Origin of the sequence: Mesorhizobium sp. B2-3-11, assembly GCF_006442215.1 — a bacterium.
Lineage (GTDB): Bacteria > Pseudomonadota > Alphaproteobacteria > Rhizobiales > Rhizobiaceae > Mesorhizobium > Mesorhizobium salmacidum.
On the sequence record NZ_VFVS01000007.1, the window covers coordinates 158,065 to 183,697 of the forward strand.

Annotated in this window: 20 protein-coding genes and 1 pseudogene; 16 read left to right on the plus strand and 5 right to left on the minus strand. The window is 63.2% G+C overall.

What is annotated here, in order from left to right; genetic code table 11:
• Window positions 1-46: 46 nt before the first annotated feature.
• Window positions 47-2,039, minus strand: a pseudogene (locus tag FJ960_RS12400) (TadE/TadG family type IV pilus assembly protein).
• 258 nt (window positions 2,040-2,297) lie between these two features.
• Here FJ960_RS12400 and FJ960_RS12405 point away from each other — a divergent pair.
• Together FJ960_RS12405 and FJ960_RS12410 are read left to right on the plus strand one after the other, a co-directional pair.
• Window positions 2,298-3,158 (plus strand): TIGR01459 family HAD-type hydrolase, encoded by an 861-nt coding sequence (locus FJ960_RS12405; protein WP_140507338.1) that lies wholly within the window; start codon window positions 2,298-2,300, stop codon window positions 3,156-3,158.
• Between the two features lie 6 nt (window positions 3,159-3,164).
• Window positions 3,165-4,145 carry a bifunctional riboflavin kinase/FAD synthetase gene (locus FJ960_RS12410; protein ID WP_140714328.1) on the plus strand — a complete coding sequence of 327 codons (981 nt, stop codon included), beginning with the start codon at window positions 3,165-3,167 and terminating at the stop codon, window positions 4,143-4,145.
• A gap of 15 nt (window positions 4,146-4,160) precedes the next feature.
• On the opposite strand, the gene FJ960_RS12415 is transcribed toward FJ960_RS12410, so the two are convergent.
• Window positions 4,161-4,715 carry an HdeD family acid-resistance protein gene (locus tag FJ960_RS12415; RefSeq protein ID WP_140507336.1) on the minus strand — a complete coding sequence of 185 codons (555 nt, stop codon included), beginning with the start codon at window positions 4,713-4,715 and terminating at the stop codon, window positions 4,161-4,163.
• Window positions 4,716-4,904: 189 nt separating this feature from the next.
• Here FJ960_RS12415 and FJ960_RS12420 point away from each other — a divergent pair, with 189 nt between their 5' ends.
• From FJ960_RS12420 to FJ960_RS12430, 3 genes are all read left to right on the plus strand, one after another.
• The gene (locus FJ960_RS12420; protein ID WP_140714195.1) at window positions 4,905-5,717 is read left to right on the plus strand and encodes a MipA/OmpV family protein; all 813 of its coding nucleotides are present in this window, start codon (window positions 4,905-4,907) and stop codon (window positions 5,715-5,717) included.
• A 281-nt stretch (window positions 5,718-5,998) separates the two neighbouring features.
• Window positions 5,999-8,983 carry an isoleucine--tRNA ligase gene (gene ileS / locus FJ960_RS12425; protein WP_140714197.1) on the plus strand — a complete coding sequence of 995 codons (2,985 nt, stop codon included), beginning with the start codon at window positions 5,999-6,001 and terminating at the stop codon, window positions 8,981-8,983.
• A 303-nt stretch (window positions 8,984-9,286) separates the two neighbouring features.
• Window positions 9,287-9,964 (plus strand): hypothetical protein, encoded by a 678-nt coding sequence (locus FJ960_RS12430; protein ID WP_140507330.1) that lies wholly within the window; start codon window positions 9,287-9,289, stop codon window positions 9,962-9,964.
• Window positions 9,965-10,000: 36 nt separating this feature from the next.
• Here FJ960_RS12430 and FJ960_RS12435 read toward each other — a convergent pair whose 3' ends face one another.
• Window positions 10,001-10,450: a nucleoside deaminase gene (locus FJ960_RS12435; protein ID WP_027143214.1), complete on the minus strand. Its 450-nt coding sequence runs from the start codon at window positions 10,448-10,450 to the stop codon at window positions 10,001-10,003.
• Window positions 10,451-10,630: 180 nt separating this feature from the next.
• Here FJ960_RS12435 and FJ960_RS12440 point away from each other — a divergent pair, with 180 nt between their 5' ends.
• From FJ960_RS12440 to FJ960_RS12475, 7 genes are all read left to right on the plus strand, one after another.
• A complete protein-coding gene (locus tag FJ960_RS12440; RefSeq protein ID WP_140714199.1) occupies window positions 10,631-12,586 on the plus strand; it encodes a pseudouridine synthase in 1,956 nt (651 codons plus the stop codon).
• The gene (rsmD, locus tag FJ960_RS12445; protein WP_140714201.1) at window positions 12,583-13,137 is read left to right on the plus strand and encodes a 16S rRNA (guanine(966)-N(2))-methyltransferase RsmD; all 555 of its coding nucleotides are present in this window, start codon (window positions 12,583-12,585) and stop codon (window positions 13,135-13,137) included. Before FJ960_RS12440 ends, rsmD begins: the two co-directional genes overlap by 4 nt.
• A gap of 118 nt (window positions 13,138-13,255) precedes the next feature.
• Window positions 13,256-14,644: a pitrilysin family protein gene (locus FJ960_RS12450; RefSeq protein ID WP_140714203.1), complete on the plus strand. Its 1,389-nt coding sequence runs from the start codon at window positions 13,256-13,258 to the stop codon at window positions 14,642-14,644.
• Between the two features lie 122 nt (window positions 14,645-14,766).
• Window positions 14,767-16,152 (plus strand): pitrilysin family protein, encoded by a 1,386-nt coding sequence (locus tag FJ960_RS12460; RefSeq protein ID WP_140714330.1) that lies wholly within the window; start codon window positions 14,767-14,769, stop codon window positions 16,150-16,152.
• The gene (locus FJ960_RS12465; RefSeq protein ID WP_140714205.1) at window positions 16,149-17,012 is read left to right on the plus strand and encodes a patatin-like phospholipase family protein; all 864 of its coding nucleotides are present in this window, start codon (window positions 16,149-16,151) and stop codon (window positions 17,010-17,012) included. Before FJ960_RS12460 ends, FJ960_RS12465 begins: the two co-directional genes overlap by 4 nt.
• Before the next feature lie 167 nt (window positions 17,013-17,179).
• Complete coding sequence (locus FJ960_RS12470; protein WP_140714207.1) at window positions 17,180-17,956, plus strand: TylF/MycF/NovP-related O-methyltransferase; 777 nt, start codon at window positions 17,180-17,182, stop codon at window positions 17,954-17,956.
• Entirely contained in the window at window positions 17,953-20,631 is a 2,679-nt protein-coding gene (locus FJ960_RS12475) for a class I SAM-dependent methyltransferase (RefSeq protein WP_140714209.1), read from the plus strand. The genes FJ960_RS12470 and FJ960_RS12475 overlap by 4 nt, the downstream gene beginning before the upstream one ends.
• Window positions 20,632-20,750: 119 nt before the next feature.
• Here the strand turns inward: FJ960_RS12475 and efp are convergent, their stop codons facing one another.
• On the minus strand, window positions 20,751-21,320 hold the full coding sequence (efp, locus tag FJ960_RS12480) for an elongation factor P (protein ID WP_084636569.1): 570 nt from the start codon (window positions 21,318-21,320) through the stop codon (window positions 20,751-20,753).
• Window positions 21,321-21,518: 198 nt separating this feature from the next.
• Here efp and epmA point away from each other — a divergent pair, with 198 nt between their 5' ends.
• Window positions 21,519-22,565, plus strand: a complete 1,047-nt coding sequence (gene epmA, locus FJ960_RS12485) for an EF-P lysine aminoacylase EpmA (protein WP_140714211.1) — start codon at window positions 21,519-21,521, stop codon at window positions 22,563-22,565.
• Between the two features lie 25 nt (window positions 22,566-22,590).
• On the opposite strand, the gene FJ960_RS12490 is transcribed toward epmA, so the two are convergent.
• Window positions 22,591-23,001 carry a VOC family protein gene (locus FJ960_RS12490; RefSeq protein ID WP_140507312.1) on the minus strand — a complete coding sequence of 137 codons (411 nt, stop codon included), beginning with the start codon at window positions 22,999-23,001 and terminating at the stop codon, window positions 22,591-22,593.
• A gap of 173 nt (window positions 23,002-23,174) precedes the next feature.
• Between FJ960_RS12490 and FJ960_RS12495 the strand changes: the two genes are divergently transcribed.
• The 3 genes from FJ960_RS12495 (at window position 23,175) to FJ960_RS12505 (ending at window position 25,630) form a co-directional block, all read left to right on the plus strand.
• Window positions 23,175-24,518 (plus strand): TldD/PmbA family protein, encoded by a 1,344-nt coding sequence (locus FJ960_RS12495; RefSeq protein ID WP_140714213.1) that lies wholly within the window; start codon window positions 23,175-23,177, stop codon window positions 24,516-24,518.
• On the plus strand, window positions 24,505-25,308 hold the full coding sequence (locus FJ960_RS12500) for a 3'(2'),5'-bisphosphate nucleotidase CysQ (RefSeq protein ID WP_140714215.1): 804 nt from the start codon (window positions 24,505-24,507) through the stop codon (window positions 25,306-25,308). The genes FJ960_RS12495 and FJ960_RS12500 overlap by 14 nt, the downstream gene beginning before the upstream one ends.
• A gap of 76 nt (window positions 25,309-25,384) precedes the next feature.
• A complete protein-coding gene (locus tag FJ960_RS12505) occupies window positions 25,385-25,630 on the plus strand; it encodes a DUF4170 domain-containing protein (protein WP_015318348.1) in 246 nt (81 codons plus the stop codon).
• Window positions 25,631-25,633 lie beyond the last annotated feature (3 nt).

Below are 25,633 nucleotides of genomic sequence, written 5' to 3' on the forward strand. Positions count from 1 at the left end.
AAGAGCTTGACGGCGCCAGGCGTTGCGCCAGAGGGATGATCCCGGGTTAGCCGACCACGCGCAGGTTCGACAGCTCGTTGCCGATTTCCTTGAAATCGTTTGCCAGGCTGGCGCCGGTCGCATTCCAGAACAGCTTCGCCGGTTTGCTCGGATCCGTGGCATCCTTGCGAAAGCGCGACTCCGACGAGCAGGATTTCAGCGCATCGATGGCCAGCTTGTCGCTGGCCTTGGTCATCGACAAGTCGAGCGCCACCGTCATCACCATGATGTTGGCTGTCTTGGCGTTGTTGCACAGCGTGGCCATCTGCTCGTTGAGCGCGTTGGTGTAATTGCCGTTCGAATAGTCTAGCTGACCGATGGCGCTCGATGTGCCCATGAACAGGCGGCCGACCGAGGTGCCGTTGTATCCGGGGTTGAGATAGCCGTAGGACGCATAGGTCGATTTCGAATTGGCGGGATCCGAGTAGCCCAGCGACGAAGGCGTATAATAGGTGTTGGCGCCGTCGGTTAGCACGATCACCACCTTGTCGTTGCCTCTTTCCGTTTCCGGGCGCCCTTGCGTGAACGGCTCTCCGCTCGAAACCACCCGCCAGCCCCAGGCCATGCCCTCGGGAACATTGGTGCCGCCATTCGGCTGCATCAGGTCGATCGCCGCCTTGATCGAGGTGACCCCTTCGGCGACGCTGACATCGGTCAGCGGCGTGATCGGGTTGGTGGTGCAGCTGTAATTCGGTCCGTTGCCGGCGGGCAGCGCCGGCGCATCGATCGGCCGCGGCTGGAAGTACTTGGCCATGTTGCGCAGCCGGGGTTGGCCGCTGCTGCTCGACGGATCGTCGTTCCACCAGCTGTTGACGGCACCATAAGTTACCGGCGCGGCCTCGTCGGGGTCTTGAGTGAGCTTCCAATGATTGCCCGGTTCGTCGGGGGCGAACATGGGCACGAACATCGTTGCCGGATCGCCGACACCGATGCCGGTGTTGGCCGAGCCGCCGGACGGCGTGGCGTCGTTTATATTGTAAGGGTAGGGCCGGGGCCTCGACGCAGCCCTGCCAACTGGCGAACGGACCATAGGAATCGATATAGTCATATTCGTCGTGGCTGCTTTTGCAGGTGTTGTTCGAATTGTATTGGTCGCACACGACCCGTTTGCTGTTGACGACACGCTCGTGGTTGGTGACGACCTTCATGTCGCGGTAGAGCGAGAACCGGGTCAGCATCTGGCCGTCCTCGGTTCCCCAGCCAGTTCCGCGCTTGTACCAGATGCCGTTGGTCCGCTGGGCGTATTTGTTGGCGGCGTTCAGCGTCGACCAGTCGAAATTCTCATTCGAGACCGGCGAAAGCCCCTCGGTGTCCATCCACGAAGCATTGCCATTCCCGGGGCCGACATTGACCGAGGCGGCAAAAGGCACGAGGCCGAATTGCACCGGCTTGTCGACCTGCTTGATCATGACCGCCTGCTGGGCCAGTGTGTCGACCAGCTGCTTGGAAGCAGTCTTGAGAAGATCGATGCGCTTTTGCCCCGAGCCCGTACCGAGCGTGGTCATCGATCCGGAATTGTCGAGCACCATGGCAACTTCCAGCGTGTTCTTCAACTGCACCTGCGAGGTGACGTTGAAGCTGAGCCTCTGGTTCGCATCGGTCGCCGATTTGCCGACGAGTTGGGCGAAGGCGGGGTAGAAATAGGGTTTGTAGTTGAGCTGGGCGGTCATCGTCAGCAGGCCGCCGCCGCCGCTGCTGCTGTTACTCGGCAAGGTGACGTTGAGCGTCGTGCTCGCGGGATCGATATCGTTCAAATTGGCATTGAAGAAATCGAGCGCATAGGCTCTCAACTGGTCGTCGGTCGCGCCTTCCGTCAGCCGGCGGGCGGTGGCGAAGTTGGCGGCGTCGAGCGCGTTCATCAGCATCTGCTTTTCACGGTTCATTTCCGTGTAGTCGACCGCGATTGCCAGGCCGCCCATCAGCGGTACCATCGCCACAGCCGTCATAAGCGCATAATTGCCACGCCTGTCGCGGCGGAACTGACGCCAGATTTCAAACATGCTTGGAGCGGCCCCCGCCGACGGATTCTCGGTCAGCGCCAGCTTTCCACAAAACGCTGAAGGACGGGTTTGGGAAACCGCTCTATTGCTTGGTCGGCGCTTCACCAACCGCTAACCAATCAAAGCCGCCGGTTGCGCGGCAATTCGTGCCGATGCGGGCGAAAGCTGGTGACAGCATGGGCCGGTTCGGATAATTCGAACCGGCTGCGGCGAACCGTCGGCCGCCGCACCCGCAACGATCATACTGAAGGAAACGGCATGGCGGATTCGCCTGAAATCGTCGGCTCGCTCGAAGACGTCTCGAAAGCCTATTCGGCAATTCTGTGCGACGTATGGGGCGTGGTGCACAATGGCGAATGGCATTTTCCGGCGGCCGCGGCCGCGTTGGTGGCGGCAAGGGCGGCCGGCACTCCTGTCGTTCTGATCACCAATTCGCCGCGCCGCAGCGCCGACGTCGTGGCGCAGATGAGCGTGATCGGCGTTCCGCCGTCGGCCTATGACCGTGTGGTGACCTCGGGTGACGTGACCCGTGATCTGATCGCGGAGGGCCCTCGCAAAGTCTTCCACATCGGCGCCGACCGCGATTTGACCCTTTATGATGGTCTCGATGTCGAACTCGTCGAGGAATTCGAGGCCGCCGGCGTCGTATGCACCGGGTTGTTCGACGACGAGATCGAAAAACCCGAGGACTATACGGAACTGCTGCGCCGGTTGCGGGCCAGGAACCTGCCGTTCATCTGCGCCAATCCCGATATCATGGTTGAACGCGGCGAACGGATCATCTGGTGCGCCGGTGCACTCGCGCGTGACTACGCGCAGCTCGGCGGTCGCACGCTGATCGCCGGAAAACCCTATGCGCCAATCTACGAGGTCGCGATGAAGGAGGTGGCCGAGATCCTCGGCCGGCCGGTCGGGCGTCCGCAAATACTGGCCATCGGCGACGGGATGTTTACCGACGTCAAGGGCGCGGCCGACAATGGTTTCGACGTCCTCTATGTCTCCGGCGGCATTCATGCCCGCGACTATGGCGATCCCTCCCGGCCGGATCCGGCCAGGCTCGGGCTCTTCCTGGAACGGCACGGCTATCGTCCGGTGGCCGTCATCGCAAGACTGCAGTAGGTGACAATGGTCGCGTTCCAGCATCTTACGACAACCGTGCCGCTGCCCGCCTATCTGCGAGGCGGCGTCGTGGCGATCGGCAATTTCGATGGCGTCCACCGCGGCCATCAGGCCGTGCTCGAACGGGCATTGGCGGAGGCCACGCGGCGCGGCGTGCCGGCCCTGGTGCTGACCTTCGAACCGCATCCCCGAACGGTTTTCAGGCCTGATTTGCCGCTTTTCGTGCTGACGCCGCCGCCGATGAAGGCGCGGCTCCTGTCGCTTCTGGGCTTTGCCGCGCTCGTCGAGCAGCCTTTCACGCGCGACTTCGCCTCGCTGTCGGCGGAAGCCTTCGTCACCGACGTGCTGGAGAGGACGCTGGGCATCAGCCACGCCGTGACCGGTTTCGATTTCCATTTCGGCAAGGACCGCCAGGGCGGGCCGGCCTATCTGATGGCTGCTGGCGAGCGCCATGGCTTCGGTGTCACCCTCGTCGACGCCTTTCGCGACGAAGGCGCCGAGGTGGTTTCGTCGAGCCGCATCCGTGCCTTGCTTTGCGAGGGCGGGGTGGCCGGGGCAGCCGGTCTGCTTGGCTATCGCTTCACGGTGGAAAACGAGGTCGTCGGCGGCCAACAGCTCGGGCGAACGCTCGGCTTTCCCACAGCCAACATGAGGCTTCCCGCGGAAGCCACGCTCAAGGAAGGTATCTACGCCGTTCGCTTCCGGCGCGAGGACGGTACGCTGCACGACGGCGTCGCCAGTTTTGGCCGCCGCCCGACCGTCGACGACAATGGCGCGCCACTCCTGGAAACCTTCGTCTTCGATTTTTCCGGCGATCTCTATGGCGAAATCTGCGGAGTGTCGTTCTTCGGCTTCCTGCGCAGCGAGATCAAGTTCGACGGGCTCGATGCACTGGTGGTGCAGATGAAGCGCGATGAAGCCGAGGCACGCGCGTTGCTTAGCGGCGTCAAGCCGCTGTCCGGTCTGGACGCCGCTGTGGCATTCTGAAGGGGAACGAGTTTCCTATTTCTTTAGCGCAAGACCGACGGCGATGAAGGTCCAGCCCTGGAAGATCAGGTCGATCGCCAGGAACAGTCCGAGCACCCACAGACTGTTGACCGGCCACCCCATGGCGATGATCAGGCCGGCAAGTACGCTGATGACGCCAGCCGCGACAATCCAGCCCCAGCCCCGCTCCGGACGGTGGCTATAGCCGACCCAGGCCCGCAGGGCGCCCGAAGCGACGAGCGCGACGGCCAGCAGGAAGGTCAGCACCGCTGAGGCCAGCAGCGGATTGTCGAAAGCGAAGAATCCGGCGACCGCATAGAGCAGTCCGCTGAGCAGCCAATACAAGAAGCGGCCCCAGGTCTTGACCCCGAAAGCGTGCATGATCTCGATGATGCCGGCCACCAGCATCAGCCATCCCACGACATAGACGGAAGCCACCGTGGCGATGAACAGATTGCCGAAGGCAATGCCGCCGAGGACCAGCAGCACCACGCCCAGCCCGACAAACCAGCCCCATTTGTCGCGCGTCTGGCCGATCACGTTCTTCAATGTATCGCCGTCCAAGGTCATGTCGCCACCTCCATTGAAGACCGCCAGAATGCAAGGGAGGTTACCCTCGGCGCCGACCCGCGTCCAGCCGATGGCGGGCGCGATGGTGCAAGCAACACGCGCTGGATGTCTCGTCCTTAAATCAAATTTTACCAAAGCCTCGTCAAAGCTGCCGCGGCAGGACAGCTTTGACGTGTTAGTGGAGTGGCCATGAGTCAGGTCGGGAAGATTTCTATAGCCTTGGCTACCGTCGTGCTGGCGACGTCAGGCGCGGCCGAAGCCGGTGATGGCGCTTTCGGCTGGCTGTCCGGCGACTGGTATCTGACGGTCGGCGCGACCGGCCTGGTGGCGCCCAATTTCGAGGGCGGCAAGAAGTACATGCTGAGCGCCCAGCCCATCATTTCGCTGGGCAAGGCCGGCCCTGCTGCTCGCTTCACCTCGCGCAACGACAACATTTCGCTGGCGCTCATCGACGATGGCAGCGTCCGCGCAGGCCTGACCGGCAAGTTCCTGTTCTCGCGCGACGATGGCGATGCCGACGAACTCAGGGGCTTGGACCCGGTCCGCTGGGGCGGCGAGGTCGGCGGCTTTTTCGAATTCTATCCGACGGACTGGATGCGGGCGCGTGCCGAATTGCGGCATGGCATTCGTGCCCATAACGGCTTTGTCGCCGACATCGCCGCCGATGCTTTCTACGACGTGACGCCAACCGTCAGGATTTCGGGCGGTCCGCGCGTGTCTTTTGCCTCGGCGAACTATTTCGATGCCTATTATGGCGTCAACGCACAGGAAGCCGTGGCCTCGGGGCTGAGCCAGTACAATCCCGGCGGCGGCCTGAAATCCGTCGGCCTCGGCGGCGCCGTGACCTGGAAGGTGACCGATCCGATGACCGCCAGCCTGTTTGGCGAATATTCGCGCCTCGAGGGTCCGGCCGCCGATTCCAGCCTGGTCAAGGAGCGCGGCGACCGCAACCAGTTCATGGTCGGCGTGTCGACCACCTATCGCTTCGACTTCAAGATGTAAGTGAATCGAAGGAGAGGCTTTATTCCTGCGCTCTTCTCCGCTAAAAGCCCAGCAATGACGAGCTTTTCGCGCCTTCACGCGCCGACGATACGAATTACCAGCCCGGTGTTCCCAGCAGCCTGAAGGCTGTAGGAGCCGCCGGGAATATCGCGCGCGGCCTCTCGCGCTTTTCCAGATCATCAAAGCATGTCGCCCACAAGTGGCCCGGTTTGGGAAAACGGCATGCGTCTAAAGTAGAATTCGCCGCAAGCCACGTGGCCCGGCATGCACATGGCAGACCAATGAACGACGAAAACCAATCAACGATCGACTATTCGAAGACCCTTTACCTGCCGCAGACGGAATTTCCGATGCGCGCCGGCTTGCCCGAGAAGGAGCCGGTGCTGGTCAAGCGCTGGCAGGACATGGACCTCTACCGCAAGCTGCGCGAGAGCGCGGCGGGCCGCACGAAATACGTGCTGCATGACGGTCCGCCCTACGCCAACGGCAACATCCACATCGGCCACGCGCTGAACAAGATCCTCAAGGATGTCATCACCCGCTCGTTCCAGATGCGCGGCTTTGACTCGAACTATGTGCCCGGCTGGGATTGTCACGGTCTGCCCATCGAATGGAAGATCGAGGAGCAGTACCGCGCCAAGGGCAAGAACAAGGACGAGGTGCCGGTCAACGAATTCCGCCAGGAATGCCGTGAATTCGCCGCGCACTGGATCTCCGTGCAAGGTGGCGAGTTCCAGCGGCTTGGCGTCGTCGGCGACTTCAAGAACCCTTATACGACGATGGCCTTCCACGCCGAGTCGCGCATCGCAGGCGAATTGCTGAAATTCGCCATGTCCGGCCAGCTCTACCGCGGTTCGAAGCCGGTGATGTGGAGCGTCGTTGAGCGCACGGCGCTCGCCGAGGCCGAGATCGAGTACCAGGATTACGAGTCCGACACGATCTGGGCGAAGTTTCCGGTGGCCAATCTCGTCGTCGCCAGTGTCGTGGACGGGCTGCCGGCGGAGCTCGATCCGGACCTGAGCGGGCGGTCGCTTGACCTGCTGGATGCCCATGTCGTCATCTGGACGACGACGCCATGGACCATCCCTGGCAATCGCGCCGTCAGCTATTCGCCGCGCGTCGGCTACGGCCTCTACGAGGTGACGGCGGCCGAGAACGCATTTGGCCCGCAGCCAGGCGAGAAGCTGATCTTTGCCGATGCGCTGGCCGAGGAAAGCCAGGCCAAAGCCAAGATCATCTTGAAGCGCCTTCACGGCGTCAGCGCCGAACAGCTTGGAAATCTTGTGCTTTCGCATCCCTTCAAGGGTCTCGGTGGCGGCTACGAATTCCCGGTTCCGATGATTGCCGGCGACCATGTCACCGACGAGGCCGGCACGGGCTTCGTGCACACGGCTCCCGGTCATGGCCGGGAGGACTTTGATGCCTGGATGGATGCCGCGCCCGCGCTGCGTCAACGCGGCATCGATACTGAAATCCCGTTTGCCGTCGACGACGGCGGCTTCTTCACCAAGGACGCGCCGGGCTTCGGCCCGGACCGCGAAGGCGGACCGGCGCGCGTCATCGACGACAACGGCAAGAAGGGCAATGCCAACCAGGCGGTCATCGACGAGCTGATCAAGCGCAACGCGCTGTTCGCGCGCGGTCGGCTGAAGCACAGCTACCCGCATTCATGGCGTTCGAAGAAGCCGGTCATCTTCCGCAACACGCCGCAATGGTTCGTCTACATGGACAAGGATCTCGGCGACGGCACCACGCTGCGTGGCCGCGCTCTGAAGGCGATCGACGAGACTCGCTTTGTCCCGGCCGCCGGCCAGAACCGCATCCGCGCCATGATCGAGGAACGCCCCGACTGGGTGCTGTCGCGCCAGCGTGCCTGGGGCGTGCCGATCGCCGTCTTTGCCGACGAGTATGGCAATGTGCTGAAGGACGAGGCGGTCAACCAGCGCATCATGGACGCCTTCGAGGCGGAGGGCGCCGACGCCTGGTTCGCGCCCGGTGCCAGCGAGCGCTTCCTCGGCAATCACGATGCCTCCAAATGGAAGCAGGTGACGGACATTCTCGACGTCTGGTTCGATTCGGGCTCGACACATGTCTTCACCCTGGAGGACCGGCCCGACCTGAAGTGGCCGGCCGACGTCTATCTCGAAGGCTCCGACCAGCATCGCGGCTGGTTCCACTCCTCGCTGCTCGAAAGCTGCGGCACCAGGGGCAGGGCGCCTTACGACACCGTCGTCACCCATGGCTTCACCATGGACGAGGATGGCCGCAAGATGTCGAAATCGCTCGGCAACACGGTCGTGCCGCAGGATGTGATCAAGCAGTCCGGTGCCGACATCCTGCGGCTCTGGGTGGTGACGACGGACTATTGGGAAGACCAGCGGCTCGGCAAGAACGTGCTGCAGACCAACATCGACGCCTATCGCAAGCTGCGCAACACCATCCGCTGGATGCTGGGCACGCTCGCCCATGACGATGGTGAGGTCGTTCCCCTGGAGACGATGCCGGAGCTGGAGCAGCTGATGCTGCACCGGTTGGCAGAGCTCGACGAGGTGGTGCGCCAGGGCTACGACGCCTTCGAGTTCAAGCGCATCACGCGAGCTCTGCTCGACTTCATGGTGGTCGAGCTGTCGGCCTTCTATTTCGATATCCGCAAGGACGCGCTCTACTGCGACGGCCCGTCGAGCGTGAAGCGCAAGGCCTCGGTCCAGGTGGTACGCCATCTCTTCGACTGCCTGGTGAAATGGCTGGCGCCGATGCTGCCCTTCACCATGGAAGAGGCCTGGCTCGACCGTCATCCCGACGCGGTCTCGGTGCATCTCGACCAGTTCCCGCAAATCCCGGCGAATTGGAAGAACGAGGCGCTGGCGGAGAAGTGGCGCAAGGTCAGGCAGGTGCGCCGGGTCGTCACCGGCGCACTCGAGATCGCCCGTGCCCAGAAGGTGATCGGCTCCTCGCTGGAGGCTATACCGGTGGTCACAATCAACGACGCGGCGCTCGAGGCGGCGATATCGGACGTCGACATGGCTGAAATGGCGATCACCAGTGATCTCGTCATTGCCCGTGGCCAGGCGCCGCAAACCGCCTTTGCCCTCGACGATGTCAAGGGCGTCGCCGTGGTGGTCGAGAAAGCCGAGGACCGAGGGCTGGTCAAATGCGCCCGTTCCTGGCGCTACACGGCCGATGTCGGGCAGGATCCGGACTTCCCGGATGTTTCGGCACGTGACGCAGCCGTGCTGCACGAGTTGAAGGCGCTGGGAAGGCTTTAGTTCCTGTCGCCCAAAAGTGCGTAGCGGTTTTGGGACAAACGACAGGGACCAGATCAAGCCAGTTCCTGTCGCCCGAAAGTGCGTGGCGGTTTAAACGACCGGCATCAGATCAAAGAAGTGCGCAAATAGAACGCCGGGCGGTACAAATCCGCCCATGCGTTGCCCTTGACGAGTGGTTGAGGTAAACACGCGAAACTCCGGAAGACAAATTGTCGCCGGATTTCCGTCGCAAGTGCTTGCATGATGGGGGCCGGATACAAAGCCGGTGCGATCGAGAGGCTGTCTAGAGTGGGACTTTTTGGCATGACCGAGAGATATAATGCGCGCCTTGCGCTGTTGGCGCCGCTTGTCGCTTCGGGCCTCGCTTTATCCGGCTGCATGGGCTCTCCGACCTATGGCACCGACAAGACCGCCGCCGAACAGCTGGCCGGCGATCTTACAGGCGCCGTTTCCTTCGCGCCGAAGCGCAAGGACCCGATCGACTACAAGCCGCGTCCCACCCTGGTGAAGCCGGCACCCGGCCAGAAGGAAGCGCTGCCTGCCCCCCAGGAAAGCATCCAGACGGCAAACGCCGGGTGGCCCGAATCGCCCGAGCAGCGCCGCGCGCGTCTGCGCGCCGACGCCACCGCCCACCAGAACGATCCGGCCTACCAGTCGGAGATCGTCGATGATGTGCAGACGGATCCCGCTTCGGTGAAGAAGGCAATGGAAGAGTCCGGCTCAAGCCATCCGCCGGCGTGGAAACCCGCCGATTCCGACAAGGGCCGCGCTGCGGAGATCCAACGCCGCCTTGCCGACAGCAAGCAGGGCGATCCGAACACGCGCAAATACCTTAGCGAGCCGCCATTGGCCTACCGCACCGCCTCCGGTGCCGCGCCCCAGAATGAACTCGGCGAAGACGAGTACAAGAAGGAGCGCCGCCTCAAGGCAAAGGCCGAGGGCAAGAAGGGCGGCTGGTTCGACTGGTTGCCGTCGCTGTAGGAACAGTCGCGCCGCTGATCTTGCGGCGGCTTTGGCTCAGTCTCGACGTCCCCTGAAAAAATCCTTCAGCAGCAGGCCTGCTTCGGTCTCGGCCATGCCCGGATAGATGTCGGGCGTGTGGTGGCAGGTCGGTGCAGCGAAGAAGCGCACACCGTTGACCACGGCGCCGCCCTTTTCGTCTGCGGCACCGAAATAGAGACGGCGCAGCCTGGCGAATGAGATTGCCCCGGCGCACATGGCGCAGGGCTCCAGCGTCACATAGAGATCGTGGCCGGTGAGCCGCTCGCTCGAGAGTTTGCCGCAGGCTTCACGGATAACCAGCATTTCGGCGTGCGCCGTCGGGTCGGCAAGCTCGCGCGTGCGGTTGCCGGCACTGGCAATGACCGTGCCGCCATTGGCAATGACCGCGCCGACCGGCACTTCGCCGCGCAAGGCTGCCGCTTCGGCCTCTTTTAGCGCCAGCGCCATGAAATCCGGCCTCTTCAAGCGGTTTGCCTTCCCATTATATCCTCGCCACCCGGCGGTGATCCTGTTATGGAGCGCATCAACCTGAAAATCGGACTCGATTTTCGGGAATGATCATGCGCCAAATCAAAAATGCTACAGCGTTCGTTGCGCGCCGAACGGATGCGCCACGCTGTAGCAGCGCAAACGGACAAAGGCCACATGGACGACAGCGACAAGAAATCTCCGCGCAAAGGCGGCCCAGGCAGGAGTGGCCCGAAATCGGCAGGGTCACGTGGCCACGACGCCAGCAAGGGCGGGAAGCCGTCCTTTGGTGCGAAAAAGCCCTATGCCCCACGCGGCGACCGGCCGGCCGCCGCTGAAGGCGAGCGCCCGAAGCGCGACTTCAAGAGCGGCGACAAGCCGTTCCGCAAGGGACCGCGCCCCGAAGGCAAGCCCTACGCGCCACGTGGCGACCGCCCGATGGCGGCCGAGGGCGAACGCAAGCCGTATGAAAAGCGCGAAGGGCCGCGCAAGCCCTACGCGCCACGCGGCGACCGGCCGATGGCGGCGGAAGGCGAACGCAAGCCGTATGAAAAGCGCGAAGGGCCGCGCAAGCCCTACGCGCCACGTGGCGACCGTCCGGTTTCTGCCTCGGCGGAGGGCGGCGAAAAGCGCTTCGATCGTCCCAAGCGTGATTTCGCAGATCGTCCGAAGCGGGATTTTGCCGACCGTCCAAAGCGAGACTTTGGAGGCGACAGACCCAAACGTGATTTCGGAGACCGGCCACAGGGCGCATCGGTCGGCGGCTTCAAGCCACGTCCGCGAACAACCGAAGCAACGGAAGAAGCCGGCGAGCGCATCGCCAAGCGTCTGGCACGTGCCGGGCTCGCCTCGCGCCGCGACGCCGAGGAGTTGATCGCCGCCGGCCGCGTCAAGGTCAATGGTCGGGTGCTGGCCTCGCCGGCGTTCAACGTCATGCCCAATGACATCATCCATCTCGACGGAATGGAAATCCCGCCGATCGAACGCACGCGCCTATTCCTGTTCCACAAGCCGGCCGGCGTCGTCACCACCAACCGCGACCCCGAAGGCCGCAAGACCGTCTTCGACGTGCTGCCGGCCGAACTGCCGCGGCTGATGACCATCGGCCGGCTCGATATCAACACCGAAGGCCTGCTGCTGCTGACCAATGATGGCGGCCTGTCGCGCGTACTAGAACTGCCGGCCACCGGCTGGCTGCGCCGCTACCGTGTGCGTGTCCACGGCAAGGTCGAGGAAAGCGCGCTTGCCGGCCTGCGCGAAGGCATTGCCGTCGACGGCGTCTTCTACGGCGCCATCGAAGCCAGCCTTGATCGCGAGCAGGGCTCCAACGCCTGGCTGACGATCGGCCTGCGCGAGGGCAAAAACCGTGAGGTCAAGAACATTCTCGGCGCGCTCGGCCTCGACGTCACGCGGCTGATCCGCATCTCCTATGGTCCGTTCCAGCTCGAGGACCTCGCCGAAGGTCACGTGCTGGAAATCAAGGGCCGGGTGCTGCGCGACCAGCTTGGCGAGCGCCTGGTCGAGGAATCCGGTGCCAATTTCGATGCGGAGATAACAAAACCGTTTTCCAACCAGCCGGTCCGGCGTACCGAAGTCCGTGAGGCCGAGCCGGAACGGCCGAAATTTACGAGAGACGGCGAGCGGCGGCCGATCGGCGAGGGCGGGCTGATCAAGAACCGCAAACGCCGGGAAGGCAGCCGCGACGAGGCGCTCGGCAAACTGTCGACGAGCCCGGACAGGGGCGAGAGACCAGAAAAGAGCTTCGGCGATCGCGGTCCGCGACCGGAGCGCGGCGGCTTTGGCGATAAGCCGCGCGGCGGTTTCGGTGACAAGCCTCGTGGCGGCGGCAAGAAATCCGAACGCGAGCAGCGGCCGATCGAGCCGCCAGGCCAGCGCAAGGCTAATGTCTGGATGGCACCGGGAGCCCGGCCGATCGGCAAGGGCAGGGCGGAGGCCGATGCGGCCAAGGCGGCCGAGGCCAAGGCGCGCAAGGCCTCGTTCAAGCCGTCTTACGGCAAGCCCGCCGGCAAACCAGGCGACGCAAGGCCATTCGGCAAGCCGCGTGGCGAGCGTCCAGGAGGCGCCGGTGGCGGTGAGCGGCCGCGCGGCCCCAAGGGTCCTCGGACAAGATGAGAATCGTCGGCGGTGAGTTTCGCGGGCGTCCGTTGGCGACGCCCCGCAGCGGCGCCATCCGCCCGACGACCGACCGCACCCGCGAGGCCGTCTTCAACGTTCTGGCGCATCGCTTTGCCGGGCAACTGGAGCGCGCGCGCGTGCTCGACCTGTTCGCCGGCACCGGCGCGCTTGGTCTGGAGGCCCTGTCGCGCGGCGCATCCTATGGCGTCTTCATCGAGGAATCGGCCGAAGGCCGTGGCCTGATCCGCGACAACGTCGAGGCCTTCGGCCTGACCGGACGCACCAAGATCTTCCGCCGCGATGCAACGGGCCTTGGCGAGGCGGGCACGCTGGCGCCGTTCGGTCTCGTCTTTGCCGATCCGCCCTATGGCAAGGGCCTTGGCGAGCGCGCTCTGCGGTCGGCCATGGCCGGCGGCTGGCTGCGCCCCGGGGCGCTCTGCGTGGTCGAGGAGACGGCGTCGGTTCCCTTCGAGCCAGGCCCGGGCTTTTCCGTGCTTGATGAGCGCAGCTACGGCGAGACTGTCATCCGCTTCATCGAGGCTGCCTGACAGGCCTCTTTCAGCAGTGGCCTCTTTGCCGCCGCCTTTGCCGGCAACATGACCAACAAATCACTTTGCTTGTCGCCAGCGCCTTGCCTATCGTCGCTGCATGAAACCGGAGCCATCGATGACATCCAGGACTGAGTGGCTGAGGCCAACGCTGCTGGCGACGTCGCTGGCTTTGTTCATGACCGACCCTGTCCTGGCGGACAACGCCGTATTGCCAGACACTGTGCCGGCCGAGTTCAAAGTCACGGACTTCCTGCTCGACAACGGCATGGAAGTGGTCGTGATTCCCGACCATCGCGCGCCGATCGTCACCCATATGGTCTGGTACAAGATCGGCAGCGCCGACGAGCCGCCGGGCAAATCCGGCATCGCTCATTTCTTCGAGCATCTGATGTTCAAGGCGACGGCCCATCACGAAGCCGGCGAGTTCGACCGCGCCGTCTCCGACATTGGCGGCTCCAACAACGCCTTCACCTCCTACGACTACACCGCTTTCCACGAGACGGTGGCGCCGTCGGATCTCGAACTGATGATGAGCTTCGAGGCTGACCGCATGCGCAACCTCATCCTCACCGACGACGTCATCAAGACCGAGCGCGATGTGATCCTGGAGGAGCGCCGCTCGCGCATCGACAACAATCCGCAGGCCGTGCTCGACGAGGAAGTCGATGCCACACTGTGGCAGAACCAGCCCTATCGCATTCCGGTTATTGGCTGGATGCAGGAGATGGAACAGCTGAACCGCACCGACGCCGTCGCCTTCTACAATAAATATTACCGGCCCAACAACGTCGTGCTGATCGTGGCCGGCGACATCCAACCGGAAACGGTGAAGGCGCTGGCCGAAAAGACCTATGGCAAGGTTGCCCGCGGGCCGGATCTGCCGCCGCGCGTCCGCCCGGTCGAGCCGGAGCAGAACACCAGGCGCACCGTGACGCTCTCCGACGCCCGCGTCAGCGTGCCGAGTTTCTCGACACAATGGGTCGTGCCCTCCTATCACACCGCCAAGCCTGGCGAGGCCGAAGCGCTCGATCTGCTCGCCGAGATCCTTGGCGGCGGCAACCGCAGCCGGCTTTATCAGGCGCTCGTCATCAAGCAGGGCATCGCTTCCAGCGCCGGCGCGTATTTCCAGGGCACCATGCTCGACGACACCAATTTCACCGTCTACGGCTCGCCGCGCGGCGACGCCAAGCTGGCCGACGTCGAAGTCGCGGTCGATGCCGAGGTGGCGCGCATCGCCAGCGACGGCGTGACCCCGGATGAGCTCGAAAAAGCCAAGGACCGCTATGTCAGGTCAATGATCTTTGCCCGCGACAAGCAGGACTCCATGGCCAACATCTATGGTTCGACACTCGCCACCGGCGGCAATGTCCAGGACGTGCAGCAATGGCCGGACCGCATCCGCAAGGTCACCACCGACGAGGTCAAGGCCGTTGCCGCGCGCTATCTGGTGCTGGCCCGCTCGACCACCGGTTATCTCTTGCCGCAGCAACAGGCGGGGAATTGATGATGAGCCAGCACCACCATGTCTTCCCTTCTCTCCCTGTGGGAGAAGGTGGATCGGCGCGTAGCGCCGAGACGGTTGAGGGGTCTTGGACGGAGCGCGGGCGGCAAGCTGGAGCACCCCTCATCCGACCGAGCTTCGCTCGGCCACCTTCTCCCACAACAAGGGGAGAAGGGAAGGAGGCTCGCTTCCTCGCGCCACTTGTCACCCTATTCCTCTCCATCCTCTTCCTGATCCTGCCGGCGCTTGCCGCCCACGCCATGGAGATCCAGTCCGTCACCTCGCCGAAGGGCGTCACGGCCTGGCTGGTGGAGGACTATTCCGTGCCGATCGTCGCCGTCCGTTTCGCCTTCGGCGGCGGCTCGACTCAAGATCCGGTGGGGAAGGAAGGCCTGGCCAATCTGATGACCGGCCTGTTCGACGAGGGCGCTGGCCCGCTCGATTCGGAAGCCTTCCAGATCAAGCTCGACGATGCCGGCGCCGAAATGAGCTTCGACGCGACCCGCGATGGCATTTACGGCTCCATGCGTCTGCTGGCCGAACAGCGCGACGAAGCCTTCGACCTGTTGCGGCTGGCGGTCAACGAGCCGCGCTTCGACCAGGCGCCGATCGACCGCATCCGCGCCCAGATCCTGTCCGGCATCATCGCCAACGAGAACGACCCGGAGACGGTGGCACAGAACCGATGGGCGCGCGCCGTGTATGGCGACCACCCCTATTCGCGCTCCGATCAGGGCACCAGGCAGAGCATCGCCGCCATCACCCAAGCCGATCTCAAGGCTCTGCACAAGGCGGTGTTCGGGCGGGGCGGCCTGCATGTCGCCGTGGTCGGCGCCATCGACGCCGAGACGCTGAAGAAGAAGCTCGACATGGTGTTCGGCGATCTGCCGCAGAACCAGACGCTCGCCCCTGTCGCCGATATCGAGCCCAGGCTGGCGCAGCATATCGAGGTCAATTACGACCTGCCGCAGACCTCGCTGCAGCTCGCCTGGCCCGGCGTGAAGCGCAAGTCGGCGGATTTCTTCCCGACCGCGCTGATGAATGAAATCCTTGGCGGCGGCACTTTTACCTCGCGCCTGTTCCAGGAGGTGCGCGAAAAGCGCGGGCTGGCCTACAGCGTCAATTCCTCGCTAGTAAACCAGGACCACGCCGACGCGCTGATCGTCACGACCGGAACGCGTTCCGACCGCGCCGCCGAGACGCTCGGCATCGTACGCGACGTCGTCAAGCGGTTAGCGCAGGACGGCCCGACGGAGGCCGAACTGGCGGCGACCAAGAAATATCTGATCGGCGCCTATGCCATCAGCAATCTGGATTCGTCGAGTGCCATCGCCGCGACGCTGGTCGAGTTGCAGCTCGACGATCTCGGCATCGACTACATGCAGCGCCGTACCGGCTATATCAACGCGGTGACGCTCGATCAGGTCAAGGCGGCGGCGAAGAAGCTGCTGACCGCCGAGCCGACCATCATGGTGGTCGGACCGCCGCTGGCGGGAGCCGGCAAGGGATGAGCCCGACTTTCGGCATAGCTTTCGGTGGCGGCGGCGCGCGCGGGTTGGCGCATATCCATGTCATCGAGGCTCTGAACGAGCTCGGCATCAAGCCGGTGGCGATAGCCGGCTCCTCGATCGGCGCCGTCATGGGCGCCGGCATGGCCTCGGGCATGACCGGCAAGGACATGCAAGACTACGCCCGCTCGATCCTCGGTCGGCGCGCCCAGGTGGCGAGCCGCATGTGGCGGGCGCGGCCAGGCACGATCGCGGAAGCCATGCAAAATGGCATCCGGGTCAGCCAGTTCAATGTCGAGCGCATCCTCAAGGCCTTTTTGCCCGAAGCCATTCCCGAAACCTTCGCCGAATTGAAAATCCCGCTGAAGGTGACAGCGACGGACTATTTCGGCCACAAGCTCGCCGTGTTCGACGATGGCGACCTGCACTCGGCCCTTGCCGCCTCGGCCGCCATCCCCGCCGTCTTCCGCCCGGTGATGCGTGACGGCAGACTGCTGATCGACGGCGGCATCTACAACCCCGTGCCGTTCGATCTGATCGAGAAGGATGCCGACATCATCATCGGCGTCGACGTGGTCGGCGCGCCGGAAGAGGCCGACCGAAAACAGCCGACCTCCGTCGACCTGATGTTCGGCGCCACGCAGCTGATGATGCAGTCGATCATCGCCAACAAGCTGAAACAGTGCCAGCCCGATATACTGGTCCGTCCGGCGGTGTCCAAATACCGGGTGCTCGATTTCCTGAAGATCGATGCCTTGATGAACGAGACGGCCGACATCAAGGATAAGCTGAAGCGCGAGGTGGAAAAGGCGGTCGAAGAGCGAGCCGGCAAACGCAAGAGCAGGAAACCGGCGGCCGAGTGAGTTGGTTCCGGGAGCTTCGGTGACCTGGCTCTAGCTACGGAAACCCTGAGGTGGCCCAGCGCCGTTTGGTCGGGTGCCCCACAATGTCGGTCGTTCCCTTGCTCTTTGGCTCGATATCCGCAACAGCATGTTTCGATTCAAAACCTTGATGCCTCGAAAGATCGACCATGAACCGTCTCTACACAGATCTCCTGATCAAGATCATTGCCAACACAATTTATGGCTCCGGTTCGCAGGTGATCGATCCCGCGAAAATGGGAGAGTCGACCCCCTTCAATCGCGAGGATCGCCTCCAGGGTCGCGATTGGCCGACGGTTGCTCATTCGATGGCAGGCATCAAGCGCTTGTCGAATGTGCGAGACCTCGTCCAAAGGGTCATCGATGAGAACGTGCCTGGGGATTTCATTGAGACCGGGGTCTGGCGCGGTGGCTGCTGTATTCTCATGAAGGGGGTGCTGGCCGCCAACGAGGTCACCGACAGGAAAGTCTATGTCGCCGACTCCTTTGACGGTTTACCACAGCCGGACGCCGAAAACTATCCGGCCGACAGGGGAGACACGCTGCACGAATATCGCCAGTTGGCGATCGACCAGGCTCAGGTGGAATCCAACTTCGCTGCTTACGATCTCCTGGATGACCAGGTGGTCTTCGTCAAAGGCTTGTTCGGCGACACCTTGCCTGGCCTGGAAGCTGGTCCATTCGCCCTGATTCGACTGGACGGCGACATGTATGAATCGACCATGGACAGCCTTGAGGCGCTTTATCCAAGGCTGTCGCCGGGCGGTTTCGCGATCATCGACGACTTTGCGCTTCCGCCTTGCCGGCAGGCGGTTGAGGATTACCGCGCGCGTCACCGTATCGGAGCGACGATACACGACATAGATTGGACCGGTTGTTGGTGGCAGAAGCTAATTGCCGGCAACCAGCCTACGGAAACGCGATGAAACAGAACTGCATCTCCATTGTCGTTGTCGTCTTCAACATCCCTACTGAACTGCCTAGAACCTTACTTTCGCTAGCTACGCCCTACCAGCAAGGTGTGACCACGAACGATTACGAGGTCATCGTCGTCGACAACGGATCCTCACCTGCCGTGAGTGAGAGTCTGATCAGAGAATATGGGCCGAATTTTCGCGTGCTGCGCATCGATGACGCGTCTCCCTCGCCCGCGGCTGCCGTCAATCGTGGGATAAGAGAGGCGAAGGGTGACAAGATCGGCGTCATGATCGACGGCGCGCGCATTGTGACGCCGGGATTTGTGCGTTTCGCCGGCATCGGCCTGGACATGGCCCCAACGGCGGTCGTGGCTGCGCCGGGCTGGTATCTTGGAAGCGATATCCAGGCAAATGCGCCGACGAACGGCTACACAAAGGCCATCGAAGATTCGCTTTTGCAATCGATCCGGTGGCCGGAAGATGGGTATCGGCTGTTCGAGGTCGGGACGATGGATGAGTCGTCGATCGATCCGTGGTTCTCGCCATTGGCCGAAGCGAATGCTCTCTTTTTGAATCGCGAGAATTGGCATGCCATCAATGGCATGGACGAGCGCTTCAACCATCCTGGAGGCGGCCTCGTCAATCTCGACACGCTCGAACGCGCGATGGCGCTGCCGCAGGCACAACTCATCCTCACGCTCGGAGAGGCTACATTTCACCAGTTGCACGGAGGGATATCCACCAACGCGCCCCTCGAGCAACAGTCCAAGAACTGGGCAATCTGGAAGGCTGAAAGGGACGCCTTGCGGGGAGCAGGGGACTTTATCTTTCACATCCCCTCAGCGTTCGTGGGATCGTTGCCTCCAGCACTTGTGCCGCACCTTGCCCGCGCCATGATCGCAACTCCACACGGCGTCGGCCCTGCCGTGGCCGCGGGCCTCAGAGCGCAATTGAAACCACCCGAGGAGCCCGTGCCGACGCACCCGGCAGCTGCGGCACTGGTCGGCGTGGCCAAGGCCCAGTTCGAGATCGGGAATTACAACGCGGCGGCGGACATCGTCCGCATGGCAAGCAGCCATGCACCCGCCGAGCTTGCAGGGTCCCGCCTCCTTGCATCCGCCGGCATTCTTTCGCGGCGGAGTCCGGATCGAGATGCCGCGTATTTTACGGCGATCGGCGATGCGCACCGTGTCGTCGGCGAGAACGAAACGGCTGAGGTTCAATACCGCAACGCATTGGCGCAAGCCGCCAATAGCACTGGCGCCCATATCGGCCTCGCCAGCATGCGGATGTCGGGGCCTTTCTACTACGACTGGCTGGAGCGTCTTTACGCAGAGTTGAAGCCCGCTGTCGTGGTGGAGATAGGGGTCTATGACGGCGTATCGCTTTCCAAGGTCAAGGCTCCAACTCTTGCAATAGGCATCGATCCCAATCCACGCGCCACCGTGGCGCTCAGTGCGCAAACGCACATTTTTCCAGAGACGAGTGACGCCTTTTTTGATCGCGGCGGAGCGGGTGCGCTGCTCGCCGGCCGTCCGGTTGGTGTCGGGTTCATCGACGGCTTGCACACGTTCGATCAGGTGTTGCGCGATTTTGCGAACCTCGAGCGCTACTGCGATGCCGGCTCGGTTCTGCTCGTGCACGACACTGCCGCCCTGGACGAAGCGACGCAAAAGGTTCCGCCGACGACGCAATTCCACACCGGCGATGTCTGGAAGCTGGTTCCGGCACTCAAGGCGATGCGCCCAGAACTCGACGTGTTCACCATTGCCACGCCCTGGACCGGGCTCACCGTAATATCCGGCTTTGGCAGTGGTGGATACGATCGTTCATGGATCATCGAAGCGGGTAGACGTTTTGCAAACATGGAGTTTGCCGAGATCGAGGCAAACTTTGGCGAAGCGCTTTGCCTTGTTGCAAATGAATGGGAGCCGGTGTTTGCGCGGCTCAAGGCGAACCTCGGCGGCAAAGGGAGAGGGCAACCACAATCAAAATTTCTACAGCCGGCGGATTGCGAAGCTGAGGAGGCTACGATGGGCGGGTTCTTGCATCAGTATTTTTTGAACAACAGCGGCAAGGAAATATACAAATGGCTGCACTATTTCGACATTTACGAACGCCACTTCGAGCGATTCAGAAATAGAAAGCCAGTCGTCGTTGAAGTCGGCGTGTACAAAGGAGGATCGCTCGAAATGTGGCGAGCCTATTTCGGCGAGGGCGCGCGAATTGTCGGGATCGATATCGACCCAGCCTGCAAGGTGCACGAGTCGGAGCAGGTTGAGGTTTTCATTGGCAGCCAGGACGACCCTGAACTCCTCGATCGCATAGTCGAGAAATATGGACCTATCGACATTGTGGTCGATGACGGCAGCCATATGATGGATCACGTCATCGCGACATTCGAGCATCTTTACCAACACGTGCAGCCGAACGGCGTCTACTTGGTCGAGGACACGCATACGAGTTATTGGGACGCCTACGGCGGTGGACTCCGCAGGCCAGGTTCGTTCATGGAATTCGCCAAGGGGAAGCTCGACGAGATAAACGCACACCACTCGCGCGGCGCGTTGCCGGCGAACGCGTTCACCAATTCAACGGACTCGATCTGTGTCTATGACAGCATTGTCGTCTTTGAGAAACGGCCGCAAGGCAAACGCCAAACCTTGATAACCGGCAGGGAATAAATCCATCCCAGCCGTCCCGTTCCGAGAACAACAGAGATACTTTCAAGCAAAGCAATCAATCGGCGCAAAAAGGGGTCTGAGAAAACGCCGGCCGCCCGTACCTGATCAAAAACTGCCCCTCAGTCCTTCGCCCGCTCCACATAGGACCCATCGGCCGTCATCACCACCACGCGGGTGCCGGGCGCGATGTGGGGCGGCACGGTGGTGCGCACGCCGTTGGAGAGCACGGCCGGCTTGTAGGAGGACGATGCCGTCTGGCCCTTGGTCGTCGGCTCGGTCTCGACCACTTCGAAGGTGGCGCGCTGCGGTAGCACCAGGGAGATCGCGATGCCGTTGAACTGTGACACCTGCACCGGCATGCCTTCCTTCAGATAGGGCGCCGCGTCACCGACCACGGCTTCCGACACCGCCACCTGGTCGTAGGTTTCCGGGTTCATGAAGTGATAGCCTTCGCCGTCGGCGTAGAGGAAGGTGTGCTCACGCTCCTCGACATAGGCGCGCTCCACCTGTTCGGTGGTGCGGTAGCGCTCCGAAACCTTCACCCCGTCGCCGATGCGGCGCATGTCGAGCTGCGTCACCGGCGTCCCCTTGCCTGGGTGGATGTTTTCGGCAAAGAGGATCACATAAAGCTTGCCGTCCTTGTCGACGACATTGCCTTTGCGGAGCGAACTGGCGATGACTTTCACCACGGTTTTAAATCCTGCGAGGTTTGACTGGCGTTTGCCGGCTTATGCGGCGCTGGATGGGGGCCTAGCGCATCTTGGCGCGAACCGCCAGCCCCCCAATGCGAACTGGCCCGGGCGAACTGGCCTGGGGCGATCTGACATGGGGCGAACTGACATGGGGCGAACTGACATGGGGGGAACCTGCATGCCTTCAATCCGCTCATGACCGCCGCGTCGCCCTGGTGGACGCCGCATGTCCATGCCGACCGCCGTCCGCGCCTGATGCTGCGCAACGGGCTGACGGCTGCCTTGCGCGACTGGTTCGCCCGCAACGACTTCATCGAGGTGGAGACGGCCGCGCTGCAGGTCTCGCCCGGCAACGAGGCGCATCTGGCGGCTTTCGCGACGGAGGCGGTCGGGCCGGATGGCGTCCGATCGCCGCTTTATCTCCACACCTCGCCGGAATTCGCCTGCAAGAAGCTGCTCGCTGCAGGCGAACAGCGCATTTTCAGCCTGGGTCCGGTCTATCGCAACCGTGAGCGCGGCCCCTTGCATCATCCCGAATTCACCATGCTCGAATGGTACCGGGTGGGCGAGACCTATGAGAGGCTGATGCGCGATTGCGCCGCGCTGCTGGCGTTGGCCGCGACGAGGGCAGGAGCCGCGCGCTTTTCTTTCCGGGGCCGCGACTGCGATCCGTTTGCCGAACCGGAGCGGTTGACCGTGGCGGATGCCTTCAGCCGCCATGCCGGCATCGATCTGCTGGCCACGGTCGCCGTCAATGGCGGCACGGACCGGGACGCGCTTCATGCCGCACTGATCCAGGCCGGCTTGCGCACCGCGCCCGACGACAGTTGGGCGGATTTGTTCAGCCGCGTGATGGTGGAAAAGATCGAGCCGCTTCTCGGGCAGGGGCGGGCGACCATCCTGTGCGAATATCCGGTCGCCGAGGCGGCACTCGCCCGGCCGGGCCCCGGAGATCCACGCGTCGCCGAACGTTTCGAGCTCTATTGCTGCGGCGTCGAGCTCGCCAACGGCTTTGGCGAGTTGACCGACGCGGCCGAGCAGCGCCGGCGCTTCATCATCGAGATGGACGAGAAAGAGCGCGTCTATGGCGAGCGCTACCCGCTGGACGAGGATTTTCTCGCCGCCCTTGCCATCATGCCGCAGGCCAGCGGCATTGCGCTCGGCTTCGACCGGCTGGTGATGCTGGCGACCGGCGCTCACAAGATCGAGGACGTGATCTGGACGCCGGTCGCGGCATCTTGAGCGACAGGCTGCTGCCCCTCTGACTTCAATGCGCGAAAACCTGCTCGAGCGAGCGAAAGCCCTTGAATTCCAAGGCGTTGCCAGAGGGGTCGCGGATAAACAATGTCGCCTGTTCGCCGGGCTCCCCCTTGAAACGCACCATTGGCCGCTCCAGCCAGTCTATGTCGTCGCGCGCTTCCAGCCGAGTGGCAAGGCGCTGCCAGTCGTCCATCAAGAGCACAGCGCCAAAATGCGGGATCGGCACGGTGATACCGTCGACCTTGCCGTCACTGGCGGCTTGCGCGGGGCGCAAATGCGCTGACATCTGGTGACCGTAAAGGTCGAAATCGACCCAGGTCGCTGACGAGCGGCCGATCGCGCACCCCAGCACCTCGCCATAGAAAGTTCGGGTTTCATCGAGATCACGAACCGGAAAGGCAAGATGGAAAGGCGTCATGGCGAAGGCTCCAGATAGGCAAAAACCGCGCCGTCCGCTCTTTGCGGGCGCTTCGATGGCGGTTGGTCGCGACATCCTGATTGCCCTTCTGCCATTGCACAAGCGGCATTGGAACAATAGATGGTGCGGCAGCACCTGCCTTCCGGACAGGCTGAAGAAACAGGATCAAGTGCATGGCCGACAAGCTGGACGCCGCGAAATTGACGGACCGCGTCGCGGCCCTGGTCGAGGCCGCTAAACGCGCCGGCGCCGATGCCGCGGACGCCGTCGCGGTGCGTGGCCGCTCGACCGGCGTCTCGGTGCGGCTTGGCAAGGTCGAAAACACCGAGGCTTCCGAGGGCGACGATGTTTCGCTGCGGGTCTTCGTCGGCCAGCGTGTGGCCAGCGTATCGGCGACCGCCGCGTCCGATCCGAAGGCGCTTGCCGAGCGTGCCGTCGCCATGGCCAAGGTGTCTCCCGAGGATCCCTACCAGGGTCTTGCCGACCCTGCGCTGCTCGCCAGGCAGACGCGCGATCTGGACCTGTTCGACGCGACCGAAGTGTCGGCCGACCAGTTGAAAGAAGCCGCGCTTGCGGCCGAAGCGGCGGCTCTCGCCGTCAAGGGCGTGACCAATTCGTCCGGCAGCAATGCCAGCGCCGGGCTTGGCGGGCTGGTTCTGGCCACCTCGCACGGTTTTCTCGGCCACTATGTCGGCTCGCGCTTTGCGCGCTCGGCCAGCGTGATCGCCGGCGAGGGCACCGGCATGGAGCGCGACTATGAATTCTCCTCGCGCCAGCATTTTGCCGATCTCGACTCACCCGAGGACATCGGCCGCAAGGCCGGTGAACGGGCGGTGCGCCGCCTTGGCGCGCGCAAGGCGGCGACCGGACCGGTCGACGTGGTGTTCGACCCGCGCGTCGCGCGCGGCATTGCCGGCCATATCGCCGGCGCCATCAACGGCGCTTCCGTCGCCCGCAAGACCTCGTTCCTGCGCGACATGATGGGCAAGCAGGTGGCCGCTGCCGCCATCACCGTCACCGACGACCCGTTGCGGCGCCGTGGCCAGGCCTCGCGCCCATTCGATGGCGAAGGCATTGAGGGCGAGAAGCTCCTGATGATAGAAAAGGGTGTCCTCAACCACTGGTTCCTGTCGACATCGGTGGCCCGGGAACTCGGCCTCGTCACCAACGGTCGTGGCGCACGCGGCGGCTCCTCCGTCTCGCCGTCGTCGACGAACCTTGCCATCGAGGCGGGCGAGCGCTCGCCGGAAGACCTGATCGGCTCGCTCAAGACCGGCTTCTACGTCACCGAAGTGTTTGGCCAGGGCGTCGACATGCTCACCGGCGAATACAGCCGCGGCGCCTCCGGCTTCTGGATCGAAAATGGCGCTCTTGCCTATCCGGTCGCCGAAGTCACCATCGCCTCGAACCTGAAGACGATGTTCCTCAACATGGTGCCGGCGAATGACCTCGACCGCAATTTCGGTACTGCCGCCCCGACACTCCTGATCGAAGGCATGACCCTTGCCGGAGCATGACCTGACCACTGCCGGTGCCGATCAGGACCTGCCGCTGCTGCGCGACGCCGCCCGCGAGGCCGGTCTTATCGCCATGCGCTACTTCGGCAACAATCCGCAGGTCTGGATGAAGGGCGGTACCTCGCCGGTCAGTGAAGCCGATCATGCCGCCGATGCGTATCTGCGCCAGACGCTGCTTGCGGCACGGCCGGATTATGGCTGGCTGTCGGAAGAGACGACCGACGATCCGGCACGGCTTTCGGCGCGCCGCACCTTCGTTGTCGACCCGATCGACGGGACGCGCGGCTTCCTCGAAGGCCAGCCCACTTGGTGCGTCAGCGTTGCCGTCGTTGAGCTTGGCCGCACGCTCGCCGGCGTGCTCGAATGTCCGGCGATGGATGAGACTTACTGGGCGCTACCCGGCCAGGGCGCCTTCCGCAACGACAAGCGCATCGCGGTACGCAAGCCTGAGGACAAGGCTGAAATTTCAGGGTTGAAGCAGTTGATCGACATGGTGCCTGCCGGCTGGCAGAAGCGGCTGCAGCGGGCACCCTACATCCCCTCGCTCGCCTACCGCCTGGCGATGATCGCCAACGGGACGCTCGACGCAACGTTCGTCAAGCCGAACGCGCATGACTGGGACATTGCCGCCGCCGATCTCATCCTGCGCGAAGCGGGCGGCCAGCTGCTCGACCCGAATGGCCGGGCGCCGCTCTATGCCGGCGAGGTGATCCGTCACGGCGCGCTCGCCGCCGGCAGCGGGGACCTGCTGGCGGTGCTTGTCGATGTCATCGCCGGGCTGGATGGCTGAAAGCATTTTCGAAGGTTCCAAAGTCGGCGGCTTTGGTCTAGACCTGTGACAAACTCACGATATGTGAAGGACCGACATGGCCGCGGAAGACGGAAAGAAACAGCTTTTGCATCTGGTGTTCGGCGGCGAACTCAAGAAGCTTGGCGGCACCGAGTTCCGCGATCTCGACGCGCTGGACATCGTTGGTGTCTATCCCGACTATCAATCCGCGCACACCGCGTGGAAAGCCAAGGCACAAGCCAGCGTGGACAATGCCCATATGCGTTATTTCGTCGTTCATCTGCACCGTCTGCTGGATCCCGATAGCAAGGCCGCCGGTTGACTT

Excerpts from the sequence above, each read along its gene's own strand:
- FJ960_RS12410 (WP_140714328.1), top strand. The coding sequence starts at position 3,165 with ATGGTCGCGTTCCAGCATCTTACGACAACCGTGCCGCTGCCCGCCTAT.
- FJ960_RS12415 (WP_140507336.1), bottom strand. The coding sequence starts at position 4,715 with ATGACCTTGGACGGCGATACATTGAAGAACGTGATCGGCCAGACGCGC.
- FJ960_RS12405 (WP_140507338.1), top strand. The coding sequence starts at position 2,298 with ATGGCGGATTCGCCTGAAATCGTCGGCTCGCTCGAAGACGTCTCGAAA.
- FJ960_RS12430 (WP_140507330.1), top strand. The coding sequence starts at position 9,287 with ATGACCGAGAGATATAATGCGCGCCTTGCGCTGTTGGCGCCGCTTGTC.
- rsmD (WP_140714201.1), top strand. The coding sequence starts at position 12,583 with ATGAGAATCGTCGGCGGTGAGTTTCGCGGGCGTCCGTTGGCGACGCCC.
- epmA (WP_140714211.1), top strand. The coding sequence starts at position 21,519 with ATGACCGCCGCGTCGCCCTGGTGGACGCCGCATGTCCATGCCGACCGC.
- FJ960_RS12420 (WP_140714195.1), top strand. The coding sequence starts at position 4,905 with ATGAGTCAGGTCGGGAAGATTTCTATAGCCTTGGCTACCGTCGTGCTG.
- FJ960_RS12465 (WP_140714205.1), top strand. The coding sequence starts at position 16,149 with ATGAGCCCGACTTTCGGCATAGCTTTCGGTGGCGGCGGCGCGCGCGGG.
- FJ960_RS12495 (WP_140714213.1), top strand. The coding sequence starts at position 23,175 with ATGGCCGACAAGCTGGACGCCGCGAAATTGACGGACCGCGTCGCGGCC.
- FJ960_RS12440 (WP_140714199.1), top strand. The coding sequence starts at position 10,631 with ATGGACGACAGCGACAAGAAATCTCCGCGCAAAGGCGGCCCAGGCAGG.
- FJ960_RS12505 (WP_015318348.1), top strand. The coding sequence starts at position 25,385 with ATGGCCGCGGAAGACGGAAAGAAACAGCTTTTGCATCTGGTGTTCGGC.
- FJ960_RS12450 (WP_140714203.1), top strand. The coding sequence starts at position 13,256 with ATGACATCCAGGACTGAGTGGCTGAGGCCAACGCTGCTGGCGACGTCG.
- FJ960_RS12470 (WP_140714207.1), top strand. The coding sequence starts at position 17,180 with ATGAACCGTCTCTACACAGATCTCCTGATCAAGATCATTGCCAACACA.
- FJ960_RS12490 (WP_140507312.1), bottom strand. The coding sequence starts at position 23,001 with ATGACGCCTTTCCATCTTGCCTTTCCGGTTCGTGATCTCGATGAAACC.
- ileS (WP_140714197.1), top strand. The coding sequence starts at position 5,999 with ATGAACGACGAAAACCAATCAACGATCGACTATTCGAAGACCCTTTAC.
- FJ960_RS12475 (WP_140714209.1), top strand. The coding sequence starts at position 17,953 with ATGAAACAGAACTGCATCTCCATTGTCGTTGTCGTCTTCAACATCCCT.